Annotated in this window: 20 protein-coding genes; 9 read left to right on the forward strand and 11 right to left on the reverse strand. The window is 72.7% G+C overall.

Translation table 11 applies throughout. The features are described from left to right. Positions 1-47 precede the first annotated feature (47 nt). From ACGFYY_RS18395 to ACGFYY_RS18415, 5 genes are all read right to left on the reverse strand, one after another. The gene (locus ACGFYY_RS18395; protein ID WP_393710643.1) at positions 48-2,804 is read right to left on the reverse strand and encodes an ABC transporter permease; all 2,757 of its coding nucleotides are present in this window, start codon (positions 2,802-2,804) and stop codon (positions 48-50) included. 101 nt (positions 2,805-2,905) lie between these two features. Beyond that, positions 2,906-3,682 (reverse strand): ABC transporter ATP-binding protein, encoded by a 777-nt coding sequence (locus ACGFYY_RS18400; RefSeq protein ID WP_393710524.1) that lies wholly within the window; start codon positions 3,680-3,682, stop codon positions 2,906-2,908. A 25-nt stretch (positions 3,683-3,707) separates the two neighbouring features. Beyond that, positions 3,708-4,364, reverse strand: coding sequence for a PadR family transcriptional regulator (locus ACGFYY_RS18405; protein WP_393710526.1), 657 nt, complete (start codon positions 4,362-4,364; stop codon positions 3,708-3,710). Positions 4,365-4,459: 95 nt separating this feature from the next. Next, a complete protein-coding gene (locus ACGFYY_RS18410; RefSeq protein ID WP_393710528.1) occupies positions 4,460-4,978 on the reverse strand; it encodes a hypothetical protein in 519 nt (172 codons plus the stop codon). Between the two features lie 173 nt (positions 4,979-5,151). Then, the gene (locus ACGFYY_RS18415; protein WP_393710530.1) at positions 5,152-6,813 is read right to left on the reverse strand and encodes a protein kinase; all 1,662 of its coding nucleotides are present in this window, start codon (positions 6,811-6,813) and stop codon (positions 5,152-5,154) included. Between the two features lie 229 nt (positions 6,814-7,042). On the opposite strand from ACGFYY_RS18415, the gene ACGFYY_RS18420 reads away from it, so the two are divergent. Continuing rightward, a complete protein-coding gene (locus tag ACGFYY_RS18420; RefSeq protein ID WP_365272283.1) occupies positions 7,043-8,659 on the forward strand; it encodes a protein kinase in 1,617 nt (538 codons plus the stop codon). Positions 8,660-8,892: 233 nt separating this feature from the next. Here ACGFYY_RS18420 and ACGFYY_RS18425 read toward each other — a convergent pair whose 3' ends face one another. Then, positions 8,893-9,555: a response regulator gene (locus tag ACGFYY_RS18425; protein ID WP_393710533.1), complete on the reverse strand. Its 663-nt coding sequence runs from the start codon at positions 9,553-9,555 to the stop codon at positions 8,893-8,895. A gap of 327 nt (positions 9,556-9,882) precedes the next feature. Here ACGFYY_RS18425 and pdhA point away from each other — a divergent pair, with 327 nt between their 5' ends. The 5 genes from pdhA to ACGFYY_RS18450 all read left to right on the forward strand — a co-directional run bounded on the left by pdhA (position 9,883) and on the right by ACGFYY_RS18450 (position 15,082). Then, positions 9,883-11,085 (forward strand): pyruvate dehydrogenase (acetyl-transferring) E1 component subunit alpha, encoded by a 1,203-nt coding sequence (gene pdhA, locus ACGFYY_RS18430; protein ID WP_033214801.1) that lies wholly within the window; start codon positions 9,883-9,885, stop codon positions 11,083-11,085. Beyond that, positions 11,085-12,065: an alpha-ketoacid dehydrogenase subunit beta gene (locus ACGFYY_RS18435; RefSeq protein ID WP_030755115.1), complete on the forward strand. Its 981-nt coding sequence runs from the start codon at positions 11,085-11,087 to the stop codon at positions 12,063-12,065. The genes pdhA and ACGFYY_RS18435 overlap by 1 nt, the downstream gene beginning before the upstream one ends. A 12-nt stretch (positions 12,066-12,077) precedes the next feature. After that, a complete protein-coding gene (locus tag ACGFYY_RS18440; protein WP_393710536.1) occupies positions 12,078-13,505 on the forward strand; it encodes a dihydrolipoamide acetyltransferase family protein in 1,428 nt (475 codons plus the stop codon). Between the two features lie 81 nt (positions 13,506-13,586). Further along, on the forward strand, positions 13,587-14,216 hold the full coding sequence (locus tag ACGFYY_RS18445; RefSeq protein ID WP_393710538.1) for a hypothetical protein: 630 nt from the start codon (positions 13,587-13,589) through the stop codon (positions 14,214-14,216). Positions 14,217-14,317: 101 nt separating this feature from the next. Beyond that, on the forward strand, positions 14,318-15,082 hold the full coding sequence (locus ACGFYY_RS18450; protein ID WP_393710540.1) for a hypothetical protein: 765 nt from the start codon (positions 14,318-14,320) through the stop codon (positions 15,080-15,082). A 50-nt stretch (positions 15,083-15,132) separates the two neighbouring features. Here the strand turns inward: ACGFYY_RS18450 and ACGFYY_RS18455 are convergent, their stop codons facing one another. The 3 genes from ACGFYY_RS18455 to ACGFYY_RS18465 form a co-directional block, all read right to left on the reverse strand. Then, positions 15,133-15,543: a PPOX class F420-dependent oxidoreductase gene (locus ACGFYY_RS18455; RefSeq protein WP_393710542.1), complete on the reverse strand. Its 411-nt coding sequence runs from the start codon at positions 15,541-15,543 to the stop codon at positions 15,133-15,135. Between the two features lie 122 nt (positions 15,544-15,665). Next, positions 15,666-16,871, reverse strand: coding sequence for a DUF1266 domain-containing protein (locus ACGFYY_RS18460; RefSeq protein ID WP_365269907.1), 1,206 nt, complete (start codon positions 16,869-16,871; stop codon positions 15,666-15,668). An 11-nt stretch (positions 16,872-16,882) separates the two neighbouring features. Next, entirely contained in the window at positions 16,883-17,905 is a 1,023-nt protein-coding gene (locus ACGFYY_RS18465) for a TetR/AcrR family transcriptional regulator C-terminal domain-containing protein (RefSeq protein WP_393710545.1), read from the reverse strand. Positions 17,906-18,071: 166 nt separating this feature from the next. Between ACGFYY_RS18465 and ACGFYY_RS18470 the strand changes: the two genes are divergently transcribed. Further along, complete coding sequence (locus tag ACGFYY_RS18470) at positions 18,072-19,181, forward strand: FAD-dependent monooxygenase (protein WP_393710547.1); 1,110 nt, start codon at positions 18,072-18,074, stop codon at positions 19,179-19,181. 54 nt (positions 19,182-19,235) lie between these two features. Here ACGFYY_RS18470 and ACGFYY_RS18475 read toward each other — a convergent pair whose 3' ends face one another. Then, the gene (locus ACGFYY_RS18475) at positions 19,236-19,445 is read right to left on the reverse strand and encodes a hypothetical protein (RefSeq protein WP_393710549.1); all 210 of its coding nucleotides are present in this window, start codon (positions 19,443-19,445) and stop codon (positions 19,236-19,238) included. A 193-nt stretch (positions 19,446-19,638) separates the two neighbouring features. On the opposite strand from ACGFYY_RS18475, the gene ACGFYY_RS18480 reads away from it, so the two are divergent. Together ACGFYY_RS18480 and ACGFYY_RS18485 are read left to right on the forward strand one after the other, a co-directional pair. Continuing rightward, complete coding sequence (locus ACGFYY_RS18480; protein ID WP_365269897.1) at positions 19,639-21,534, forward strand: C1 family peptidase; 1,896 nt, start codon at positions 19,639-19,641, stop codon at positions 21,532-21,534. A gap of 15 nt (positions 21,535-21,549) precedes the next feature. Then, positions 21,550-21,882 carry a protease inhibitor I42 family protein gene (locus tag ACGFYY_RS18485; protein WP_393710551.1) on the forward strand — a complete coding sequence of 111 codons (333 nt, stop codon included), beginning with the start codon at positions 21,550-21,552 and terminating at the stop codon, positions 21,880-21,882. Here the strand turns inward: ACGFYY_RS18485 and ACGFYY_RS18490 are convergent. Further along, positions 21,866-23,047: a DUF418 domain-containing protein gene (locus tag ACGFYY_RS18490; RefSeq protein ID WP_393710553.1), complete on the reverse strand. Its 1,182-nt coding sequence runs from the start codon at positions 23,045-23,047 to the stop codon at positions 21,866-21,868. The two genes, ACGFYY_RS18485 and ACGFYY_RS18490, sit on opposite strands and share 17 nt — an antisense overlap. Positions 23,048-23,107: the final 60 nt, after the last annotated feature.

Below are 23,107 nucleotides of genomic sequence, written 5' to 3' on the forward strand. Positions count from 1 at the left end.
CACCCTGTACGGGGGCACCAGCCTGGTACCGGTTGCGGGCCTCGGCCCTACCCCGCGGCCCGGCGGGCCAGCGCGCCGCTGGAGCGGGTGACCAGGGCCGCCAGCAGGGCGGCGCCCAGCGGAACCACGACGAGCAGCCCGCCGAGGGTCTCCCACGGGACGGAGATCGGCACGAACGGCACCGCTTCCGTCACCGGCGTGAAGCCCTGCTCGATCGACTCCAGGCGGAGCGTCTCCGCCACCCGCTGCTCCGTCAGGCGCAGGCCGATGGCGGGCAGGATTCCGGCGGCCGAGCCCAGGACGACGCCCATGACGGCGACCACCCCGCACTGGAAGCCGCTCAGCGTCCGCCGGACCCGCGGCGCGGCGCCCACCGCGGCCAGCGTCTTCAGGTCGGCCTCGGCGTCGGCCTGGGCCAGCCCGGTGGCGATGCCGGCCGCGCCGATGGTGACGATCCCCGCGAAGATGGTGAGGGCGAGCATGGCGAGGCTGTTGTCGCCCTCGTAGCCCTTCTCGATGCGCAGGGAGGTGTCCAGGCCCATCCGGTCGATCTCCCCGTCCAGCTTCTGGCGCTGCTCACTGGTCGGGATCCCGTCGAGGCTGAAGTACGAGCCCACGGGCGCGGTGGCCAGTCCGGCGGCCTTGGCCGCCGAGGGCGGCAGGATCAGCTCGACCCCCCAGCCCACGACCGAGTCGGGTACCTGGTGGACGGGGAGGACCTTGTCCTCACCGGGCGTCTCGTCGTAGTGCCCGCGCATGATGTCGTTGTCCCCCGGGGCGGTGATGACCCGCAGGGTGAGCTTGCCGTCCTTGACCTGGCGCTTGTCGAAGGAGACGGCTTGACCGGCCTTGAGGGCGGCCACGGAGCCCGGGTCGGTGACCGCGAGCACGCTCAGCACCTTCTCGTCGCCGACGAGGACGGGGTACTGCGTGCCGTACCGGGACTCCTGGCAGCGCCAGTCCTGGCGCAGTTCCTTCTGCCGCTCCAGGGGGAACGATTCGCCGCCCTTGGGGTCCTCGTAGAGCGGGCAGCGCTGCTCCTTGGGCGTGATGACCTCGACACGGCCGCAGCCGGGTTCCGAGGCGGAGGACTCGCAGCTGGGCTTGCCGACGACGAGCCGCTCGAAGTCCGCCCGCTGCGTCAGCGGCAGCTGCTTGGAGAGGGTCTCGCGCAGGGCGGGCACCTGCTTGTACTCGCTGTTCTCATGGGCCGTCAGCACCCCGGTGCCGTGCGGCAGGTCGGCCCGATACTCCTGGCGCATCTGGACGTCGTTGCTCCGCTCGTACGTCGCCACGGCGACGGTTCCGGCGACGGCGGCCAGGACGGCGGCCACAGCGGGGGCCGTACGCCCGCGGTTGCGCACGGCGTCGCGCAGCGCGAGCCGCGGCGACAGCGGCAGCCACCGGCCGAGCCGGCCGAACAGGCCGACCAGGACCGGGGTGAGGGCGACGATGCCCAGTTCGGCGAGGGCGCTGCCGCCCGCCACGACGGTGCTGCCGAGCCGCGAGGTGGTGCCGTAGAGGGCGATCGCGGCGCCGGCGGCGACGGCGATCAGGCCGAGGACGGGCAGCACCCGGTTGGCCTTGCGGATGCCGCGGCGGCCGGTCAGCGAGGCCAGCACGGTCTGCCGGGAGGCGGTGACGGCGGGGACGATCGCAGCCAGCAGGCCGGTGATCACGGCGAGCAGGGCGATGCCGGCCAGTTCCAGGGGACGGAAGTCGAAGCCGCCGAAGCGGCTGCCGAGGGTCCCCTCCAGCACCGGCCGCAGGAGGACGGTGAGCAGGACGCCGATGACGGTGCCGGTCACGGCGGCGACGGCGCCGAGGACCAGGCCACCGGAGAGCACGATGGAGCGGATGTGGCGCCGGTCTCCGCCGTTGGCGCCGACCAGACCGAGCTGGCGGCGCGAGCGGCGGGCGCCGACCGCGAAGGCCGGTCCGGCGAGCAGGCAGATCTCCAGCATGGCCAGGCCCGCGACCGTGGCCAGGATGGCCATTTGGACGACCTTGTTGCCGTCGCGCTCGAACATGGCCTTCGGCTCGTCCCGGTAGAGCGGGACCTCGGAGTCGGCGGGCGGGTCGAGGATGACGGCGCGCGAGATGACGACCAGGCCCTTGGCGTTGGCCGCCTTGACGGCGTCCCAGGTGACACCCGCGCCGCCGACCTTGACCAGGTAGGTGTCGTCGGGGGACACCGCGCGGCCGCCGGTGTCCGCCACCGCCTTGTTCAGCGGGTCGATCAGCGTCCCGGGCGGGGCGATGATCTCGGGGCGTTCCAGTTCGTCCGGCAGCTCGTAGGCGCCGACGATCTTGTACGGGGAGGTGGCGCCGCGCGGGGTGACCGACGAGCCGACGAACAGGCCGGAGTCCCTCAGGAAGGCCTGGGTGGCGATGACTTCGCCCGAGCTCTCCGGCAGCCGGCCGCGGTCGAACGTGATCATGCCCTTCACCAGCGGGCTGTGCGTGTCGAGTTCACGCAGGCGGGTGTCGAGCAGCCCGTGCGTGGTGCGGACCTTGGCGTAGCCGCCGGTGTCCTTGAGGACCTGGGCCCCGGGCGGGAGCGCGGCCTCCACCGGTGCCGGCTTCTCCCGCTGGGCCTTCGAGGGGTCGTAGTTCTTGTAGCCGCCGACGGGCGCGGAGGACGTGCCGTCGGGGCTCTGGTTGATGGCCCCGGACATGTACGAGGCGTTCACCCGGGCGTCGGCGGCGCCGAGCATCCGGGTGAGCGACTGCTCGGGCGAGAGTTCGGCGCTGCGCAGCGTGAGGTCGGCGGCGCTCACTCCGATGATCGGCAGGGCGAGCATCGCGAGGACGAGGGCGCTGCGGCCCTTGGCGCGCCAGGCGTCGCGGCGGGCTATGCGCAGGGCCGCGATCCAGGAGTGGTACCAGCCTTGGAGCGGAGAGGTCACTGGCCGGCCGCCTGCCCGGAGAGGAGCGAGTCGGCGTGGCTGCGCAGGGTCTCGTCGACCACGCTGCCGTCGCGCAGGAAGACCACGCGGTCGGCCCAGGCGGCGAACCGCGGCTCGTGCGTGACGAGGATCCCGGCCGCGCCCGCGTCGCAGCGGGCGCGCAGCAGGGCGAGGACGGACTCGCCGGTCTCGGAGTCGAGGGCGCCGGTCGGCTCGTCGGCGAGGACCAGGCGGCGGTCGCCCACCAGGGCGCGTGCGATGGCCACGCGCTGCTGCTGGCCGCCGGACATCTCGTCGGGGAAGCGGTCGGCGAGCTGACCGAGGCCCATCTCCTCCAGCGCGGCGACCGCGGAGGCGCGGGCCTTGCGGGCGGAGATCCCGTCGAGTTCCCGGGGCAGTGCCACGTTCTCGGCGGCGGTGAGGGCCGGTATGAGGTTGTAGTCCTGGAAGACGTACCCGATGCTGCGGCGGCGCAGGGCGGCCAGCTGCTTGCGGCTCGCGGTGGTGATGTCGGTGCCCTCGACGATCACCCGGCCGCTGCTCGGGGTGTCGAGGCCGCCGGCGAGGGTGAGCAGCGTGGACTTGCCGGAGCCGGAGGGGCCCATGACGGCGACGAGTTCGCCGGGGAACACGGAGAGGTCGATCCCCCGCAGGGCGTGCACCTCGGTGGCGCCGCTGCCGTGCGTGCGGACGAGTCGGTCCAACTGCAGTACGGGCTGCTGGGCCCGGGGCCGGGACTGGGGCTGGGCTTGGGACTGGGGCTGGTCAGGCATGGAGTGTCCCCCCTGGAACGGTGGTTCAGCCACGACGCGTACGAGCGGTACGCCAGGGCCGGTCGGTGGTGGGCGGGGCCGGGGTCTCGGCCGCGGCGGCCTGGGGTGGTTCGGCTTCGGCGGCTCTCCGGTCGGCCGGCAGGGAGAGCCGGACGAGCCGGGCTTCGCAGTGGTCGAGCCAGCGGGCCTCGGCCTCCGTCTGGAAGATCAGCTGTTCCAGGACGAGGAGCCAGGCCACGTCGTCCCGCTCGCGGGACCGGCCGCTCTCGACCGCGGCGAGCGCCGTGGCCTTGAGCCGGGTGTAGTCCTGCATCGCCTTGATCGTGGCGTGGCGCTGGGACTGGATGACGGAGCGGATGTCCACGCCCGGTGCGCCCACGGCCATGGCGAGCTTGATGGACAGCTCGTCGCGGGGCGGGTTGGCCCGGTCGACGGGGCGCTCGTACCACTGGAACAGCTCGGTGCGCCCGGCGTCGGTGATGGCGTAGAGGGTGTGGCCGGCGGCGTCCTCGCCGTCCGGGGCGACGAGGCCGTCCCGTTCGAGACGGGCGAGGGTCGTGTACACCTGCCCGACGTTGAGGGGCCAGGTGGAGCCGGTGCGGGATTCGAACTCGGTGCGTAGCTGGGAGCCGTACCGAGGACCCCGTTCCAGCAGGGCGAGTAGCCCGTGACGGATCGACATACTCGGTATGTATACCGAGTATGTTCACTCCCTGCAACCATCCTGAGGTGTACGCCGTAAGGGGGACGCCGGCCCGGGGCGGACCCCGGGGGTGCTCAGATCCCGCGGCGCAGGCGCACCCCGAGGTAGCCGAGACCGAGGCCCATCAGGGCGAATCCGGTGCCGAGCGGCAGTATGTGCGCGGCCAGGTCGGCGGCCCGGTCGTTGGTTCCGCCGCCGAGGGTGGTGACCACGGCGGACGGCGGGCTCGGGGCGGCGACGGCGGTGCCGGCGGAGGTGGGGGCGGTGGGGGCGGTGGGGGTGGTGCTCGGCCGGGCGGTGGACTCGGTGCGCGGATGGACCGGTGGCAGGGGCCGGGAGGCGATCACCAACTCCGGGTCGGCGGGCTCGCCCGCCGGCCGCCCGGGGTGCTCGCGGCCGACGCCGGCGAGGCTGCCGGCCAGTTCCTCGTAGAGGTCGTCGGGTGGCAGGGGTGAGGCGGGCGAGGCCGGCGAGGCGACGTGCCGGGACAGGGTGAGGAAGGGGCCGGCGTACGCGGAGGCCGTGGGCGCGAGCGCGGCGGCCGCCAGGGCCGCGCAGGCCAGCCAGTGCGGCGGGCGGAAGCCTTGGATCACGGGGAGCCCCTCCCGTCCCGAGCCACGAGCTGCTCGCTGCGCGTCAGAGATATGCGCCCAGATTTACATAGTGGGGTAAAAGCGGCATCCCGGACGCCCCATCGGGGTGCCCGGGATGCCGGTGTGTCGGACCGCGGTGCCTGCCGCGCCGCCGTGCGGCGGTGTCCGTCGTGCTATTCGGGGTTGCCGGTCGACACGGTCAGCGTGAACTCCGTGCCTTCCTTGTCGATCTTGTCGCCGGCGGCCGGGGTCTGGAACAGCACCGTGTCCTTGCCGTACACGGCTTCGTCCTTCGTCTCGATCTTGTACCTGCCGCCCGAGGCCTGGATGCACTCCTTCACCGAGAGCAGGTTCTTGTACTTGAAGTCCGGGGCCATGTACTTGCCGGACTCGCTGTAGTGCTTCACCGGCTCCGTGCACTTCTTCGGGTCGATCGTGCGCGTGGTGTCCGGCCCCTTGAACCCGGCCTTGGCGGAGGCGGAGGCGGACGTGGAGGCGCCCGGGTCCGCAGTCGCGTCCTTGTCCTTGTCGTCGCCGTTCATGGAGATCGCCGCGATCAGACCGCCGACGGCCAGCAACGCCACCGCGATGGCGCCCACGAGCACCGGCATGTTCCGCTTGCCGCCGTCGGAGGACGCGGTCGTGCCCGGCGTGGCCGGGGAGATCGTGTACGGCGGCGGGGTCTGCGGCGCGTACTGCTGCTGCGGCGCCGGCGTGTGCGGGTAGGCGTAGCCGCCCTGCGCGTGCTGCTGCGGGGCCGGCGTCGGCGCGTACGGGGCCGGCGTCGGGGTGTGCGGGGCCTGGTACGGCTGCTGCACCGACTGCGGGGGCGTCTGGTAGCCGGACTCCACCGGTGGGAACACGGCTGAGGCCACGCCCGCGCCGCTGCTCAGGGGGGCCTGGCCCTGGATGATGACCGGCGCACCGGTCTGCCCGGAGCCCAGGACGCGCGCGACCTCGTCCCCCATGGCCGCGGCCGTGGGGAAACGCTCGTTCGGGTTCTTCTTCAGGGCCCGCGCCACCAGCGCGTCCATCGCCGGGGTCAGCGACCGGTTGACGGAGGACGGGGCGACCGGCTCCTCCTGCACGTGGGCGTACGCGATGGCCAGCGGCGAGTCGGCGTCGAACGGGATCCGTCCGGTCAGCAGCTGGAACAGCATGATGCCGACCGAGTAGAGGTCGGAACGGGCGTCGACCCCGCGCCCCAGCGCCTGCTCGGGCGAGAGGTACTGGGGGGTGCCGACGACCATGCCGGTCTGCGTCATCGAGGTGACCCCCGACTGCATGGCGCGGGCGATGCCGAAGTCCATCACCTTGACCACGCCACGCTTGTTCACCATGACGTTGCCGGGCTTGATGTCGCGGTGGACGAGGCCCATCTCGTGACTGGTCTCCAGCGCGGCCAGCACGTCGGCCGTCACCTTCAGCGCCTTGTCGGCCGGCATGGCGCCGTACTGGCGGATGTCCTCCTCCAGCACCGAGCCCAGCGGCCGGCCCTCCACGTACTCCATGACGATGTACGGCATCACCGCACCGTCGCCCGCGGCCGCACCGCCGAACGTCACTTCGCCCTCGCCGGTGTCGAATACCGAGACGATGTTCGTGTGCGACAGTTTCGCTACAGCCTGGGCCTCGCGGCGGAACCGCTCGCGGAAGGACTGCTCGCGGCCGAGGTCGCTGTGCAGCGTCTTGATGGCGACCTGCCGGTCGAGGGCGGAGTCGTACGCCAGGTACACGGAGGCCATGCCGCCCGCACCCAGCAAGTCCCTTAGCTGGTAACGGCCACCGGCCAGAGAGCCGCCCGCGTACTGGCCCTGAGTGCCGTCCTGGCTCATGACTGTTGCTTCCCCTCGGGATGTGTCCCCACGCCGCTGGCCGGGCGCATATGGCGCCCAGTCTGCCGCAGGGCAAGCACACGTCAAGCCAGGTGCCCGTTCCGTGACCACACGTGCACAGGCGGCCTTGTCCGAACGGTGACCGGTTCCGAGGCTGTAGCGTTCACCGGAGCACCGACGAAGAGGACGACCGTAGAGCGGCGGCCGAGAGATACGACGGCGAGGACTGATGGCACCCGAACCCGATGGAAACGGCGCCGGGATGACCGATGGTCCTGAGCACTGGGGCGCCGGCGGCCTGGTGGGCGACGGCCGTTACCGGATGACGCACCGGCTGGGCCGCGGCGGCATGGCCGAGGTGTTCGCGGCCGAGGACGTGCGCCTGGGCCGCACGGTCGCCGTGAAGCTGCTGCGCGCGGACCTCGCCGAGGACCCGGTGTCCAAGGCCCGCTTCACGCGCGAGGCGCAGTCCGTCGCCGGACTCAACCACCATGCCGTCGTCGCCGTGTACGACTCGGGCGAGGACCGGGTCGGCCCGAACACCGTCCCGTACATCGTCATGGAGCTCGTCGAGGGCCGCACCATCCGCGACCTCCTGCTCAGCGCCGAGGCCCCGGGCCCCGAGCAGGCGCTCATCATCACCTCGGGCGTCCTCGAAGCCCTCGCGTACTCGCACCAGCACGGCATCGTGCACCGCGACATCAAGCCCGCGAACGTCATCATCACCGAGACCGGCGCGGTCAAGGTGATGGACTTCGGCATCGCCCGCGCCCTGCACGGCGCCCAGTCGACGATGACCCAGACCGGCATGGTCATGGGCACCCCCCAGTACCTGTCGCCCGAGCAGGCCCTCGGCAAGGCCGTCGACCACCGCTCCGACCTGTACGCGACCGGCTGTCTGCTCTACGAACTGCTCGCGCTGCGTCCCCCGTTCACCGGGGAGACCCCGCTGTCGGTGGTCTACCAGCACGTCCAGGACGCGCCGGTGCCGCCCTCGCAACTGCCGGAGGGTCGCCATCTCCCGCAGGAGCTCGACGGCCTGGTCATGCGCTCCCTCGCCAAGGACCCGGACGACCGGTTCCAGAGCGCCGAGGAGATGCGCGGGCTGGTCCAGTACGCCCTCCAGATGCTGCACGACCAGGGGCCGAACACCGGCACCTGGAGCACCGGTCCGGTCACCATGACCCTGCCGCACGGTCGGGGCGGCGCCTCTCCCACCACGGCCATGCCCCTGCCCGGGAACGGCGGTCAGCAGCCGTACGGGGCGCACGCCTCGACCTCGCAGTTCCAGCAGCCGATGGTGCCGTCGCTGAACCCGGACGACGGCTCCGCGTTCCCCGGCGGCCACGGCCAGGCCGGCAACGGCGGCTACGACGGGTACGAGCCCTACGAAGAGCGTGGCGGCAGCCGTTGGAAGGGGTGGCTGTTCGCGGTCCTCGCGATCGTCGCGGTCATGGGCGGCGTGGCCTACGCCGTCAACACCGTGGGCCAGGGCGACAAGAAGAAGCCGGAGACCAACCAGAGCACCCCGGGCGGTCAGCCGAGCCAGTCCGCCTCCCCGAACCTCACCCAGCCTCCGCAGACGCAGGACAACACTCCGGCCACGAACGACAATTCGCCCGCGCCGACCCGTAGCCGCCAGCAGAGCTTCAGTCAGTCGCCGACGCCCAGCGCGACGCACTCGCCGACGGGTACGACCTCGCCGACCGCCACGACGTCGACGAAGCCCACGACGAGCACGTCGCCGAAGCCCTCGACGTCTCCGTCGACGAAGCCCACGGGGGAGGCCGCCGCGGGCGGCGCCGCCGGTGGTCCCGGTGGTGGCGGCACCAACTCGGAGGAGTGAGACGGATTGCGTGGACGGGCCCGGCGGAATCAATTCCGCCGGGCCCGTCCACGTATCCGGGTATCCCGGTATCTCCGTATCCGCGTGAGCGGGCATCAGAGCGACGCGCGCACGTGCGTGCGAGATCGAAGACCGGGCCCCCGACGAAATGCGGAATCGATAACCGGAATGCATTCCCGCGACCGGCCCTCCGCCCACCACGATGCGGCGGGCGAGCGGTGGGGTCAGCGGCGCTAGCGGCGCTCGGCCTGCAGGCGGGCCACGTAGGCGGCGGCCTGGGAGCGGCGCTCCATGCCCAGCTTGGAGAGCAGGCTGGAGACGTAGTTCTTGATCGTCTTCTCGGCCAGGTGCAGCCGCTCGCCGATGACGCGGTTGGTCAGGCCCTCGCCGATCAGGTCGAGGATCTTCCGCTCCTGCTCGGTGAGGTTCGCGAGGCGGTCGTCGCCCCGGCCGGTCCTGCCGCCGTCGCGCAGCCGCTCCAGTACGCGGGCGGTGGCGATCGGGTCGAGCAGCGACTTACCGGCGGCCACGTCGCGCACGGCGCTCAGCAGCTCGTTGCCGCGGATCGCCTTGAGCACGTAACCGGAGGCGCCGGCCATGATCGCGTCGAACAGCGCCTCGTCGTCGGCGAAGGAGGTCAGCATCAGGCATTTGACGTCCTCGTCCTGCGAGCGGACCTCGCGGCAGACCTCGACACCGCTGCCGTCGGGGAGGCGGACGTCGAGGACGGCCACGTCGGGACGGGTGGCGGGGATGCGCACCAAGGCGTCCGCGGCGGTACCTGCCTCGCCGACGATCACGATGTCCTCTTCGACCGACAAGAGCTCGTGGACGCCCCGACGTACCACTTCGTGGTCGTCCAGGAGGAATACCTTGATTTTTCCGTCTTCGCGCACGAAGTCAGTTTCACACACTCACCCCTTCCCTGCCGGAGTTACCCGGGATAACGTGCCGTTGTTCCCGGCCCCTGCAAGGCTGTGACCAGTGGTTGTTCCCGTTGCTGCGTTTTTACTAGGAAATCCAAGCAAAAACGCAGGTCAAACGGGGTTTCGCAGTTATGCGGCGCACTGGGTAACGTGCATTGCGCAGGGCACTCGCCGGGACACCTGTCACGCCTGAATCCCCGTACGCGACGCGCACCCACCCCGTGCGCTCGTTACGGATACAGGTGAGCCGCACTGGACCCCGGAGAACCCGGGTGCCGGACCGACGGAGGAGCACACGTGACCGTGGAGAGCACTGCCGCGCGCAAGCCGCGACGCAGCAGCGGCACCAAGCGGGCGGCAGGCGCGGCGAACGCCGCCGCCAAGCCCGCCGCTGCCACCGCGCAGACGCAGGACGCCGTACCTCAGCTCGTACAGCTGCTGACGCCCGAAGGGGACCGCGTCGACAACGCGGAGAACGCCGAGTTCGCCCCCTTCGTCGCCGACATCACCACCGAGGACCTGCGCGGGCTGTACCGCGACATGGTCATGACCCGTCGGTTCGACGGTGAGGCGACCGCCCTGCAGCGTCAGGGCGAGCTGGGCCTGTGGGCCTCGCTGCTGGGCCAGGAGGCCGCGCAGATCGGCTCCGGCCGGGCGCTGAACGACGAGGACTACGTCTTCCCGACGTACCGCGAGCACGGCGTGGCCTGGTGCCGCGGGGTCGACCCGACCAACCTGCTCGGCATGTTCCGCGGCGTGAACCACGGCGGCTGGGACCCGAACACCAACAACTTCCACCTCTACACGATCGTGATCGGCTCGCAGACGCTGCACGCGACCGGTTACGCGATGGGTGTGGCCAAGGACGGCGCGGACTCCGCGGTCATCGCCTACTTCGGCGACGGCGCGTCCAGCCAGGGTGACGTCGCGGAGGCGTTCACCTTCTCCGCCGTCTACAACTCCCCCGTGGTGTTCTTCTGCCAGAACAACCAGTGGGCGATCTCCGAGCCGACCGAGCGCCAGATGCGCGTGCCGCTCTACCAGCGCGCGCAGGGCTTCGGCTTCCCGGGCGTCCGCGTCGACGGCAACGACGTGCTGGCCTGCCTGGCCGTGACCCGCTGGGCCCTGGACCGCGCCCGCCGCGGCGAGGGCCCGACCCTGGTCGAGGCGTTCACCTACCGCATGGGCGCCCACACCACCTCCGACGACCCGACGAAGTACCGGCGGGACGAGGAGACGGCGGCCTGGGAGGCGAAGGACCCGATCCTGCGCCTGAAGGCCCACCTGCTGGCCACCGGGGGCGCCGACGAGGCGTTCTTCACCGAGTTGGAGGCGGAGAGCGAGGCGATGGGCAAGCGCGTGCGCGAGGCCGTGCGCGCCATGCCCGACCCGGACACCATGGCGATCTTCGAGAACGTCTACGCGGACGGGCACGCGCTCGTCGACGAGGAGCGCGCCCAGTTCGCCGCCTACCTCGCGTCCTTCGAGGAGGGTCACTGATGGCTGTCGAAAAGATGTCGATCGCCAAGGCGCTCAACGAGTCGCTGCGCAAGGCGCTGGAGCAGGACCCCAAGGTCCTGATCATGGGTGAGGACGTCGGCAAGCTCGGCGGCGTCTTCCGGATCACCGACGGTCTGCAGAAGGACTTCGGCGAGGAGCGGGTCATCGACACCCCGCTCGCCGAGTCGGGCATCGTCGGCACCGCCATCGGCCTGGCGCTGCGCGGGTACCGGCCGGTCGTGGAGATCCAGTTCGACGGGTTCGTCTTCCCCGCGTACGACCAGATCGTCACGCAGCTCGCGAAGATGCACGCCCGCGCCCTGGGCAAGGTCAAGATGCCCGTCGTCGTGCGCATCCCGTACGCGGGCGGCATCGGCGCGGTCGAGCACCACAGCGAGTCCCCCGAGGCGCTCTTCGCGCACGTGCCGGGCCTCAAGGTGGTCTCCCCGTCGAACGCGAGCGACGCCTACTGGATGCTCCAGCAGGCGATCCTCAGCGACGACCCGGTGATCTTCTTCGAGCCGAAGCGCCGCTACTGGGACAAGGGCGAGGTCGACTTCGACGCCATCCCCGGTGAGCTGCACAAGGCGCGGGTGAGCCGTGAGGGCTCGGACGTCACCCTGGCCGCCTACGGCCCGATGGTGAAGGTCTGCCTGGAGGCGGCGGCCGCGGCGGCCGAGGAGGGCAAGTCGGTGGAGGTCCTCGACCTGCGCTCGATGTCCCCGGTCGACTTCGACGGGATCCAGACCTCGGTCGAGAAGACCCGTCGGCTCGTGGTGGTCCACGAGGCGCCGGTCTTCCTCGGCGTGGGCGCGGAGATCGCCGCTCGCATCACGGAGCGGTGCTTCTACCACCTGGAGGCGCCGGTCCTGCGCGTGGGCGGTTTCCACGCCCCGTACCCGCCGGCCCGCCTGGAGGACGAGTACCTGCCCGGCCTGGACAGGGTGCTCGACGCCGTCGACCGCTCGCTGGCGTACTAGGAGACCCGCGTCATGACCATCCGCGAATTCAAGATGCCCGATGTGGGCGAGGGCCTCACCGAGGCCGAGATCCTCAAGTGGTACGTCCAGCCCGGTGACACGGTCACCGACGGTCAGGTCGTGTGCGAGGTCGAGACGGCCAAGGCCGCCGTGGAACTGCCGATCCCGTTCGACGGTGTCGTGCACGCGCTCCTCTTCGAGGAGGGCACCACGGTCGACGTCGGCCAGGTCATCATCTCGGTGCAGACCGGCGAGGCGGAGGCCCCGGCCCCCGTCGCCGCCGCGGTGGAGGCGGCTCCGGCCGCCGCCGAGCCGGCCCCGGCCGCCCGCCAGCCCGTCCTGGTCGGCTACGGGGTCTCCGAGTCCTCCACCAAGCGCCGCCCGCGCAAGGCCGCCCCGGCGCCCGCCGTGGCCGCGCAGAACGGTACGGCGGCCCCGGTGGCCGCCCCCGCGGCTCCGGCCGCGCCGGCGCCGCTCCCTGCGGTCCCGGCGCAGCCGAGCGGTGAGCGGCCGCTGGCCAAGCCGCCGGTGCGCAAGCTCGCCAAGGACCTCGGCATCGACCTGGCCTCGGTGGTCCCCACCGGCGACGGAGGGGTCGTGACCCGGGAGGACGTCCACGCGGCGGCCGCCGCGGCGATCACCCCGCAGGCGTCCGCCCCCGCGGCGGCTCCGGCCGCCGCCCCGGCAGCCGTGGCCGCACCGGTCGCGGTGGCCGCGGCCCCCGCGGTCGACGCCGCGGCGCGGGAGACCCGTATCCCGGTCAAGGGCGTCCGCAAGGTCACCGCGCAGGCCATGGTCGGCTCGGCCTTCACCGCGCCGCACGTCACCGAGTTCATCACCTTCGACGTGACGCGCACGATGAAGCTGGTCCAGGAGCTCAAGGCCGACCCGGACCTCGCGGGGCTGCGGATCAACCCGCTGCTGCTCATCGCCAAGGCCGTGCTGGTGGCCATCCGCCGCAACCCGGACGTCAACGCGTCCTGGGACGAGGCGGCCCAGGAGATCGTGCTCAAGCACTACGTGAACCTGGGCATCGCGGCGGCCACCCCGCGCGGGCTGATCGTCCCGAACATCAAGGACGCGCACGCCAAGACCCTGGGCGAGCTGTCGGAGTCCCTGTCCGCGCTGGTCGCCACGGCCCGCGACGGCAAGACCTCCCCGGCGGACATGCAGAACGGCACCATCACCATCACCAACGTCGGCGTCTTCGGCGTCGACACCGGTACGCCGATCCTGAACCCGGGCGAGTCCGCGATCCTCGCGGTCGGTGCGATCAAGCTCCAGCCGTGGGTCCACAAGGGCAAGGTCAAGCCGCGCCACGTCACCACCCTGGCGCTGTCCTTCGACCACCGTCTGATCGACGGCGAGCTGGGCTCCCGCTTCCTGGCCGACATCGCGTCGGTCCTGGAGCACCCCCGCCGCCTGATCACCTGGTCGTAGCGGCACGCACGACGCCCCACCCGATGGCCGGTCTCCCCCGCGGAGGCCGGCCATCGGCCTGATGTCGGAAGGAGAAGGGCGATGGCGGAGGGAGGGGGCGCGGCACCCGTGGCATCGGAGACGACCCTGGTCCGCGAGGTCTTCGGACCCCTCGGTGGCCTCGTCGAGTGCGGCGCGGTGCTGGAAGCGGTGTCCGTGGGCGAGTTCGTGGCGCGTCACCGCGGCGAGCTGGACCGGACGTTGGACGTGGTGCGGCGCCTGGGTGCGTTCCACGCCGAGTCGATGGCCGTCATGGACGGGCTCGGGTACCTGCGGGAGCACGAGGTTCCGCCGGCCGGTCTGCTGATGTGGTCGGGATGCATCGAGGAGTACACCCCGGACCTCGGCGGACCGGAAGCGGTGCGCCGGACGGCCCGGATGGGCGCCGACCTCCAGCTGGCGCGTCTCCTCCAGGCGCTGGTGGGGGTGGCGGCCCTGCGCGGCGGCGACGACGTGGAGTGCGGGGCCCCGGAGATCGCGGAGGTGATCGGCGCGTTGGGCGCGTGGGGCGGGCCCGGCGGCGGGCGGTCGCTCCACGAGGTGTTCCTGATGTGGCGGGTCGCGTTCCTTCCGGGGCTCCTGATGCCCTCGTCGGGCTCGCCGGAGCCCTTCCGGCGGCGCCTGCGGGAGTACGCGCGGGTCCTGGAACGCGTCGTGGCACCGCAGGAGTGACCGGGCCGCCGCGACCGCGTGCCCGCGGACACCTCCGGGGCTCCCCGTGAGCGGGTCCGGACGCCCCGGGAGGTAACCTCCGCCCGGGGAAGGGGGTGCGGGTGTCCATCGCCGAACTGCAGGTGTACTCCGTCGAGGAGGCCGACGTCACGGGCGGCGTGTGCGTGGTCCGGTGCGTCGGCGGGGTGGCGCGGGCCGGACAGGTCTACGCCGTCGGGGAGTCCCGGATCGGCCTGCGCCGCATCGAGCGCCACGGGCGGGCCGTCGGCTCCTTCGAGGCCGGGCACATCGCGAAGGTCCACCTCGCGGGCGCCATGGTCGCGCTGCTCGTCCGGGGGCAGGTGCTGACCTCGGTGCCGCCCGACGGGCACGCGCTGGAGGAGCTGGAGGCCTGGCTGGCCACCGACCCGCCGCTGCGGGACGAACCGCACCCGCGGACCCTGCGGGTCCTGGCCGGCGTGCGGATGCGCGACGAGCGGCTGCCGGACGGGATCCGGCTGCGCTGGGGCCGGATCGCGCTGGCCGCCACCCACCGCTGCGCGCGGGCCGAGGGCGGGCCCGATCTGCTGCGGGCGCCCGAGCTGGCCTCCGTACAGGTCTACCTGATCGAGCGGTTCGGCCCGGAGCGGGGCGGTGACCCGGCCGCCCTGTGCCGGGAACTGCTGGCGCTGATGGACCTGGGGCCGGAGCAGGCCGCGGCGCAGGGCCGGGTCTGGCGGGACCTCCCGTACCACCGGATCCGGCATCTGCGGCGGATCAAGAGCCTGATCCCGTGGCTGGTGCTCGTCCGGCCCCACCTCACGGACGCCGACCCGTCGGCGCGGGCGGTCGACGCCTGGGCCGCGGTCCGGTCCGAACTGCCCTGAGGGGTGACCGGGTGGCCCCGGCGAGACCGGGCCGCGGCGGCGAGGCGGCCTTACACGGCCGCGTTGCCGAGGACCTTGGTCGGGGTGATGCGGACGACCACCCGGACGTCCTCCGCCGGGGCGTCCGCGTACTCCTTGCCGGCGCCCGGGCCCATGTACTCCTCGGCGATGCGCACGGCCACCGCCCGGCCGACGTCCTCGGTCACGGTGGCCGTGCCGCGGATCTCCACGTAGCGGAAGGGGTTGGCCAGGTCGAAGACGGTCAGTCCGACCCGACCGTCCCGGAGGATGTTGCGCTCCTTGCGGCGGCCCCGCTCGGTGGAGACCAGCAGGTCACCGCCGTCGCGGGTCACCCAGATCACCGAACTCTGCGGGCTTCCGTCGGGGTTGATGGTCGACAGGACGGCGGGGTGCGGCGCGTCCAGCAGCCCTCGCACGGTTTCGTTCAGCTCAACAGTCATGGTGGCGAGGCTAGTCGGGGGGTCGGTGGCCTGCCGCCGGTTCCCGGCCGAGGCCGTCGACTACCCGAGGTCGGGCGCCGTACGGATGGACGAGCCCTCCTTCCAGGCCTTACTTCCAGGCCCTATTTCCAAGGGATGTTGAGCCAGGGGCTGGCCGGGTCGGTCGTCAGGGCGAGGTGGGCGGCGAGGGCGGTCGTGTACCAGGTGCCGAACTCCTCCTCGTCGAAGTGCAGGCACCGGCCGAGGACGTACCCGGCGGAAAAGTCGGCCCAGGAGCGGTACGTGTCGCGCGCGGCCTCCCCGGCGCGCAGTACGGCCTTCTCGGCCTCCTCGACGGTCCCGTAGCGGCAACCGACGCCCCAGCGGGCCATCTGCGAGGCCCGGCCGATGTCCCAGCCCTCCACCGAGCGGACCCAGCCGTCCTCGGGGAGCAGTCCGTCGGCCCGGAAGCGCTGCTCGTAGCGGGCGATCCGGCCGATGAGGCGTTTGACGCCGGCTATCTCGCCCTCGACCTCGGCGGCCGGGCGCGGCCGGGCGACGGTGACCCCGTCGGGGGTGAGCTGCGGTTCGGCGGCGCGCTCGACGTTGCGGCGCAGGCTCGCCTCGGTGGCGTGCCGCCAGTGCTCGATGTCCACCGGCCCGGCGAAGTCGGAGGCGAGGGCGCGCCGCACGCGCAGGGCGTACTCCCAGACGGGGCTGACCATCCCGCGGTCCAGCAGGGTGTCCAGGGTGGCGAGCCAGTCGGGCCGGTCGGTGATGCTCCAGCTCTTCGCGACGCGGCGGCGCTCGTACTGGTAGCCGCTGCCGTGGTAGGCGAGGGAGTTCCAGAACTCGCCGTTCGTCACGGCGAGATGGCCGCCGACGGCGAGTCCGTGGGCGACGGGCCCGTGCAGCGGGCCGCCGGTGAACAGGGCGTGGACCTTGCCCTCGGGCAGGCCGTAGTGCGGGGCGGCGTCCGCGTGGGCGTGCCAGCGGGCCAGGTCGGCGGGGGCGGTGGTGAGGTAGGCCTCGGCGGGGGACCGCGGGTTCACGGCGAGGAAGGCGGGGTCGTCGGCGTTCCAGACCTTGGCGAACCAGCCCAGGCTCCGGGACTCGTAGACCGTCTCGGGGGTGGGGGCGGGCAGCATGCCGGCGGTGTGGACGACAAGCGTCCGGTCCGGGGTGGCGTGGAAGAACACCGAGTCGGGATGCGCGTCGGACCGCTTGCGGGACTGCGCCACGTACAGCGGAGTCCGGGCCAGTACGTCGAAGTACGCGGCCCAGTCGCCGGCGGTCTTGGCCTCGTACAGCTCTCTCTCGATGGCGCTCGGCGCGATCCAGGTCCCCATACGGCCCGAGCCTATACGGGCCCCGGACCGGGGCCGAGGGAGCGTCCGCGGCCTTCGACGGCGGGGGTCAGGCCGTCGAGGAGGGCCCGCAGGCCGAGCTCGAACAGCGCGTCGAGCCGCAGGTCGTAGCCGTCCTCGAAGGATCCGACCACCTTGGCGAAGGTCGGGAAACGGCCGGAGTCCACCAGTTCCCGCAGGACGGGGGCGCGGCTGTCCATCCACTGGTCCTCCGACTGGCCCGTGGCGGCCTCGGCGTCGGCCTCCAGTTCCAGGTGCGCCGCCAGGCCGTGCACATGGCTGTAGATCAGGACGTGGAGGTCGAAGTGCGTGGTCGGGTCGAGTCCGTGGCCGTCGAGGGCGCCCAGCATCCACTCGCCGTGGACCAGCAGGTTGGGCACCAGCAGCGGGCGGGTGAGGGAGCCGACCCGCGCCAGCCACGGGTGCTTGCGGTAGAGCCGCCACAGGGTCCGGGCGCCCACCTCGACGCGTGCCCGCCAGTCATGGGGGCCGACGGCCGAGTCGGCGGCGGCGTCGGCGGGGGACTCCTCGCCGAAGGCGGCGTCGGCCATGAGGAGGACCAGGTCCTCCTTGCCGGTGACGTACCGGTAGGTCGACATCGGCGCGACGCCGAGGCGGGCCGCGACACCGCGCATGGAGAGCGCCGCGAGTCCTTCGGCGTCGGCGATCTCGACGGCGGCGCGGACGATCCGGTCGAGGGTCAGCTCCGGTTCGGTGTCCGGGGCGGCGGGCGAGGGGCGCCGGCGGTCCGGTGCGGCGGGGGTGCGTCCGGCGACGACCGTGCCGATCCGGGGGCGGGCCTCGACCAGGCCCTCCAGGCGCAGGGTGGTCAGGGCCTTGGTGGCGGTGGCGAGCGCGACGCCCCATTCCGCGGCGATCCGCCGGGTGGAGGGCACGGGGTCCCCGGGCGCGAGTTCCCCGTCCGCGATGCGCCGCCGGATCGCGGCGACGATGCGCAGGTAGGGCGGATCGCCCGCCGAGCCCGCCGAGCCCGCCCCGCCTGTGGTCCGCGTCACGTTCTGCCGCCCTTCTCTTCTGTACTAGTGCAGAGGGTAGCAGGGGTGATGCCTGCCGGCACGGTGCTGAACTAGTACAGGCTTGGCTTTTTGCCTGTTGAGAGCCCTGAGCGTACGTCGTACATTCAGTCTGCGTACAGCGTACGAACCACTCAAGGAGCTTCTCATGCGGACCGTACTCATCTCCGGTGGCGGCATCGCGGGTCCCGTCCTCGCCCACCTCCTGCGCGGCCACGGCTTCGAGCCCACCGTCGTCGAACGCGCCCCGGGCGTGCGCGGCGGCGGGCAGGCCGTGGACATCCGTGGAGTCGCCCTCGACGTGGTGGAGCGCATGGGCCTGCTGGCGCGGGCGAGCCGCGTACGCACCCGGATGCGCGGCATGTCGATCCTCGGTCCCGACGGCACCGAGGTCGGCCGCTCCACCGAGGCGACCTACAGCAGCGGCCGGCTCGACGGTGAGGACATCGAGGTGCTGCGCGAGGATCTGGTGCGGATGGTCCACGAACACACCCGCGCGGACGTCGAGTACCTCTTCGGCGACACCGTCACCGGGCTGGCGGAGCACGAGGACGGGGTGCGGGTGGAGTTCGCGCACGCGGCGCCGCGCACCTTCGACCTCGTCGTCGGGGCGGACGGCCTGCACTCCACCGTGCGGCGCCTGGCCTTCGGGCCCGAGGAGCCCTACGCCCACCACCTGGGCAGCTACCTCTCCGTGTTCGGCGCGGACAACTTCCTCGGACTGGAGGACTGGCAGATGTGGCTGCGGGACGCGGACATGGGCTTCGGCATCATGCCCGTACGCGACAACACCGAACTGCGCGTCGCCTTCGGCTTCGAGTCCGCCCCCCTCGCCCCCGAGCTTCGCACCCCCGAGGCCCTGCGGCGGATCGTCGTCGACAGGCTGGCGTCCCTGCGCTGGGAAGGGCCCCGTCTGGCCGAGGCCGCCCGCGAGGCGCCCGACTTCTACTGCGACGCCATGGCCCAGATCCGCATGGACCGGTGGTCGCACGGCCGGGTCACCCTGCTCGGGGACGCCGGCTACTGCCCCTCCCCGCTCTCGGGGCAGGGCACGAGCCTGGCCCTCGTGGGCGCCCACGTGCTGGCGGACTCCCTCGCGCGCTCCTGCGGGGACCACCTCGCCGCGTACGCCCGCTACGAGGAGCGGATGCGGCCCTTCGTGGACCTCAACCAGGCGTTGGCGACGGAGAACCCGGGCGGACCCGCCTCCGAGGAATCCGTGACCCGCGCCAAGAACGCGCTCTCGCTGGACGGCTGAACCCCGCCGACCGTCAGACCATCGCGGCGGCCCGCACCCCGACGAACAGGACGATCACGAACGTCGCTCGATGACCACGCGGTAGGGCTTGGCCCGCAGCGCGGCGCGCGCGGTCGGCGAGAGGGCGGTCTGGCCCACGGCGTCGCGCCAGGGCTTGCTGAGGACCCAGAGGGCGGTGACGGCCATGAGGGCGACCGTGAGCAATCCGAAGACCTGTCCGGCGGCATAGTTCGACGAGGTGGTGTCCACGGACAAGGCGTTCATGATCGGATCGTATGCGCGTCCGCATCCTTCGTGGATCACAACTGCGTATCGCCGCCCGCCGCGTCCGCGGGACCCGTGGCGCGGCACGCCCCCTCGTGCCACCGCGCGACCGTGCGGACCCCCTTGACGCCCCCGAGCGCCGGGGAGACGCTCCCGGGTCTTGGATCCGAACGGTTGCAGCTGGGGGGCCGCCATGCCGGAGGAGTCTGTCCAGTCGGTGGGGGAGTTGCGCGCGCGGCTCGTCGCGCGGGGGGCGCGCTGGTCGGTCCTGGAGCATCTCGCCGACGAGGAGCCCCTGCCGCGGCCCTCGCTCGGTCTGGAGCCCGGGGCGAACCTGACCACCGCCGAGGAGGCCGGGGTGATCGATCTCCCGGGGATCATCGGCCACCCGAGCGGCAATCCGCACCTGACCCGACGCCGGGCCGCCCACGGGCTGCTGCCCGGGGTCCGGGGGCCGTCGGTCGGAGCCCGGCCCGCCGCCGTGGACTGGCGCAACCGCTGGGGCCGGCCCTGGATCACCAAGGTCAAGGACCAGAACCCGTGCGGTTCCTGCTGGGCCTTCGGCGCCACCGGCCTGGTGGAGTCCATGGTCCGGATCGAGCACGACGTCTGGGCGGAGCGCTCCGAGGGGGACGTCCACGACGGCCTGCGCTTCAGCTGCGGCCAGGGCAGCAACCCGGAGACCGCCCTCGACTGGATCAAGGCGAACGGCGGGCTCGCCGACCCGGACTGCTGGCCGTACAGCACCCCGCCCGACGGGCTGCCGGCCGCCCGCCGTGACGCCTGGCGCGCCGAGTACACGCCGAGCTGGGACCGGTCCGGCCGGACCGTGCGGATCACCGACTACGTACGGCTCGGCGACGTGGAGCAGCAGAAGGTCTGGCTGGACACCGTCGGCCCGCTGACCGCCTGCTTCGACGTCTACGACGACTTCTTCGCCCTCGGCTCCGGCGTGTACCACCGTACGAGCGACCGTCTCGCGGGCGGCCACTGCGTGTTGGTCGTCGGCTACGACGACGCGGCCGGCTGCTGGCTGTTCAAGAACTCCTGGGGGACGGGCTACCACGTCGGCGGCTACGGCCGGATCGCCTACGGCGAGGTCGACATCGACCACTGGGCCAAGTGCGGCCTGCGCGGCACCAACCCCGACCCGTGGACCAAGCGCCGGCTGCACACCGGCAACGTCTACGAGAGCGGCAACGGCCGCGCCCACCGCAACTTCGAGCTCCTCGCCACCGCCCCCGGCGGCCGCCTCCAGCACTGGTGGCGCGAGGGCGACTCCCCGTTCGCCTGGGCCCGCGCGGGCACCTTCGCCACCGACGCCTCCGGCCAGCCCGCCTTCACCGGCACCACCTACAACCGCAACATGGAGTCCCTGCACGTGACCACGGGCGGCCGGCTGCGCCACTGGTACTACGAGCAGTCCGCGGCCGTCTGGCGCGACGGCGGCGTCTTCGGGCCGGGCGACGCGGCGGCCGGTACGACCCCCGCGTTCATCCAGAGCGACTACGGCAAGCCGGGCAACTTCGAGGTGGTCGTCCGGACCGCCGACGGCCGTCTCAACCACTGGTGGCGGATCAACGGCGCCCCCTGGACCTGGAACGACGGCGGCCGGTTCGGCTCCGGCATCGCCCACTACGGGCCCGCCCTCGTCCAGACCCGCGCCCGCCACCTCGACCTCGTCGCCACCCTCACCGACGGCCGCATGCAGCTGTGGTGGCGCGACGATCCGAACGGCTTCACCTGGCGGGCCGGGGAGATCTTCGGCAGCGGCACCCCGGCCGTCTCCGCGCCCTGCCTGATCGAGGGGCAGTTCGGGGCCGCCGACGAGGACACCGCGGGGAACTACGAGCTGTGCGTGGCCGTCGCCGGCGGGCAGGTCGAGCACTGGTGGCGCGGCAACGCGGGCGGCTCACCGTGGCGGCGCGGCGCGGTGTTCGGGCACGACGTCGCCTCGGTCACCGGGATGCTCCAGGGCAGCTTCGGGTTCAACCTGGAAGTCATCGTCCTGCGCACCGACCGCCGCCTCCAGCACTACTGGCGCGACGGCGCGGGCTGGCACGAGGGGTCGGTGATCGGCCCCGTCTGAGAGGACCGGGCGGGCGTGGAGGTACGGAGCATCGTGCTGGGCCCGGACGAGCCGTACGAGCTGCGGCTCGCCGGCCGCGGGGCGCGGGGGTACGTGTGGACCTGGCAGGTCACCGGGGACGCGGACGTGGTGACGGTGGCGCAGGCCCCCGCGCCCCCGCCCGCCCCCGGGGCGGTCCCGCTGCCGGGGGCCCCGGTGGAGCGGACCTACGTGGTCCGGGCGCGGCCCCCGGGCGGGGGCCGGGCCCGGATCCGCTTCGCGCAGGTCCGGCCGCCCTACCCGGACGAGGCCCCGTACGACGAGTTCGTGCTGGACGTGGAGGTGCCGGCCGTCACCGGCGGGGCCTGAGGACCGTGCGCTGTACGGCTTCCAGGGGGCCGTGGTCGAAGCGGCGCAGCCACAGCCACGACCCGGCGGCCAGGGTCAGGCTCACGCCGGCCCACAGGCCCATCACCCACCAGGGGCCGCTGCCGCCGAGCCGCTCGGCCAGGCCGAGCCCGATGCCGTAGCAGAGCAGCACGCAGAGCAGGTTCTGGACGACGTAGCAGGACAGGGCGGTACGGCCGACGGAGCCGAGGGCGGTCCGCACGGGGGCCGGGATCCACCGCCGGTCGAGGGCGACGCCGATCAGGCCGATGTACCCGAGGGCGAGCAGCGGGGCGGCGCCGTAGCGGCCCAGGAGGTAGAGGTCGGAGCCGCCGAGGGTGGTCGCGGCGTTCAGCGGCAGACCGAGGCCCAGGCCCCAGGTGGCCAGCCGGGTCCGGATGCGGTGGCCCTCGGCGGTGGCCGTGAAGGCGCCCGCGCGGTGCAGCCGCACCCCCAGGAGGAAGAGGAACACGAGCAGTCCGAAGGTGATGATCGGCTCGATGCGCAGGGCGAGGAAGTGTTCCAGCCGGAAGGCGACCTGGGCGGCGTAGCCGCCGTGGGCGTACAGCTCGACGGCGGCCGGGTCCGGGATCTTGGGGGCTCCGGCGGGCCGGCTCAGCGAGTCGAGGGTCAGCAGGGCGATCAGCGCCAGGTGCAGGCCGCCGGCCGTCCACATGACCCACCCGCGGACCTTCTCGGAGCGGGCCAGGAGCCAGGCGACGAGGAGCGCGGTGACGGCGTACCCCATGAGCACGTCCCAGGCGAAGACGAGCACGAAGTGGACGGTGCCCTCGACGAAGAGGAAGGCGGCGCGGCGCGGGTAGCGGCCGGGCCAGGGGTCGCCGCGGCGGGCGGCGGAGTCGAACTGGATGGCCAGGCCCACCCCGAACAGCACCGTCAGCAGGGCCAGGAACTTTCCGTCGGCGAGGAAGCGGAAGACGCTCTCGGCGAGGTGGGCGGCGGAGGGGTCGGCGATCGGGTCCGGTGGCTTCAGAGCGCCTTGGAGCACCCCCCACTCCGAGCCGGGCGAGGTGAAGATCCAGACGTTGGTCATGAGCGTGCCGAGGATGGCGGCGCCGCGCAGGACGTCCAGGAGCGGGAGCCTGGTGGCCTTCTCCGCCGCCGGCGCGAGCAGGGTGTCGGTCATGACTTCAGCGTCCCGGGGCGCGGGGCCCCGTACGTCCTGCGGCCGGACGAAGGCGCCGTA

Source organism: Streptomyces sp. NPDC048331, from assembly GCF_043201215.1.
Lineage (GTDB): Bacteria > Actinomycetota > Actinomycetes > Streptomycetales > Streptomycetaceae > Streptomyces.

Excerpts from the sequence above, each read along its gene's own strand:
- ACGFYY_RS18400 (WP_393710524.1), bottom strand. The coding sequence starts at position 3,682 with ATGCCTGACCAGCCCCAGTCCCAAGCCCAGCCCCAGTCCCGGCCCCGG.
- ACGFYY_RS18490 (WP_393710553.1), bottom strand. The coding sequence starts at position 23,047 with ATGACCGACACCCTGCTCGCGCCGGCGGCGGAGAAGGCCACCAGGCTC.
- ACGFYY_RS18395 (WP_393710643.1), bottom strand. The coding sequence starts at position 2,804 with ATGCTCGCCCTGCCGATCATCGGAGTGAGCGCCGCCGACCTCACGCTG.
- ACGFYY_RS18445 (WP_393710538.1), top strand. The coding sequence starts at position 13,587 with ATGGCGGAGGGAGGGGGCGCGGCACCCGTGGCATCGGAGACGACCCTG.
- ACGFYY_RS18480 (WP_365269897.1), top strand. The coding sequence starts at position 19,639 with ATGCCGGAGGAGTCTGTCCAGTCGGTGGGGGAGTTGCGCGCGCGGCTC.
- ACGFYY_RS18470 (WP_393710547.1), top strand. The coding sequence starts at position 18,072 with ATGCGGACCGTACTCATCTCCGGTGGCGGCATCGCGGGTCCCGTCCTC.
- ACGFYY_RS18440 (WP_393710536.1), top strand. The coding sequence starts at position 12,078 with ATGACCATCCGCGAATTCAAGATGCCCGATGTGGGCGAGGGCCTCACC.
- ACGFYY_RS18415 (WP_393710530.1), bottom strand. The coding sequence starts at position 6,813 with ATGAGCCAGGACGGCACTCAGGGCCAGTACGCGGGCGGCTCTCTGGCC.
- ACGFYY_RS18405 (WP_393710526.1), bottom strand. The coding sequence starts at position 4,364 with ATGTCGATCCGTCACGGGCTACTCGCCCTGCTGGAACGGGGTCCTCGG.
- ACGFYY_RS18460 (WP_365269907.1), bottom strand. The coding sequence starts at position 16,871 with ATGGGGACCTGGATCGCGCCGAGCGCCATCGAGAGAGAGCTGTACGAG.
- ACGFYY_RS18420 (WP_365272283.1), top strand. The coding sequence starts at position 7,043 with ATGGCACCCGAACCCGATGGAAACGGCGCCGGGATGACCGATGGTCCT.
- ACGFYY_RS18455 (WP_393710542.1), bottom strand. The coding sequence starts at position 15,543 with ATGACTGTTGAGCTGAACGAAACCGTGCGAGGGCTGCTGGACGCGCCG.
- ACGFYY_RS18435 (WP_030755115.1), top strand. The coding sequence starts at position 11,085 with ATGGCTGTCGAAAAGATGTCGATCGCCAAGGCGCTCAACGAGTCGCTG.
- ACGFYY_RS18475 (WP_393710549.1), bottom strand. The coding sequence starts at position 19,445 with ATGAACGCCTTGTCCGTGGACACCACCTCGTCGAACTATGCCGCCGGA.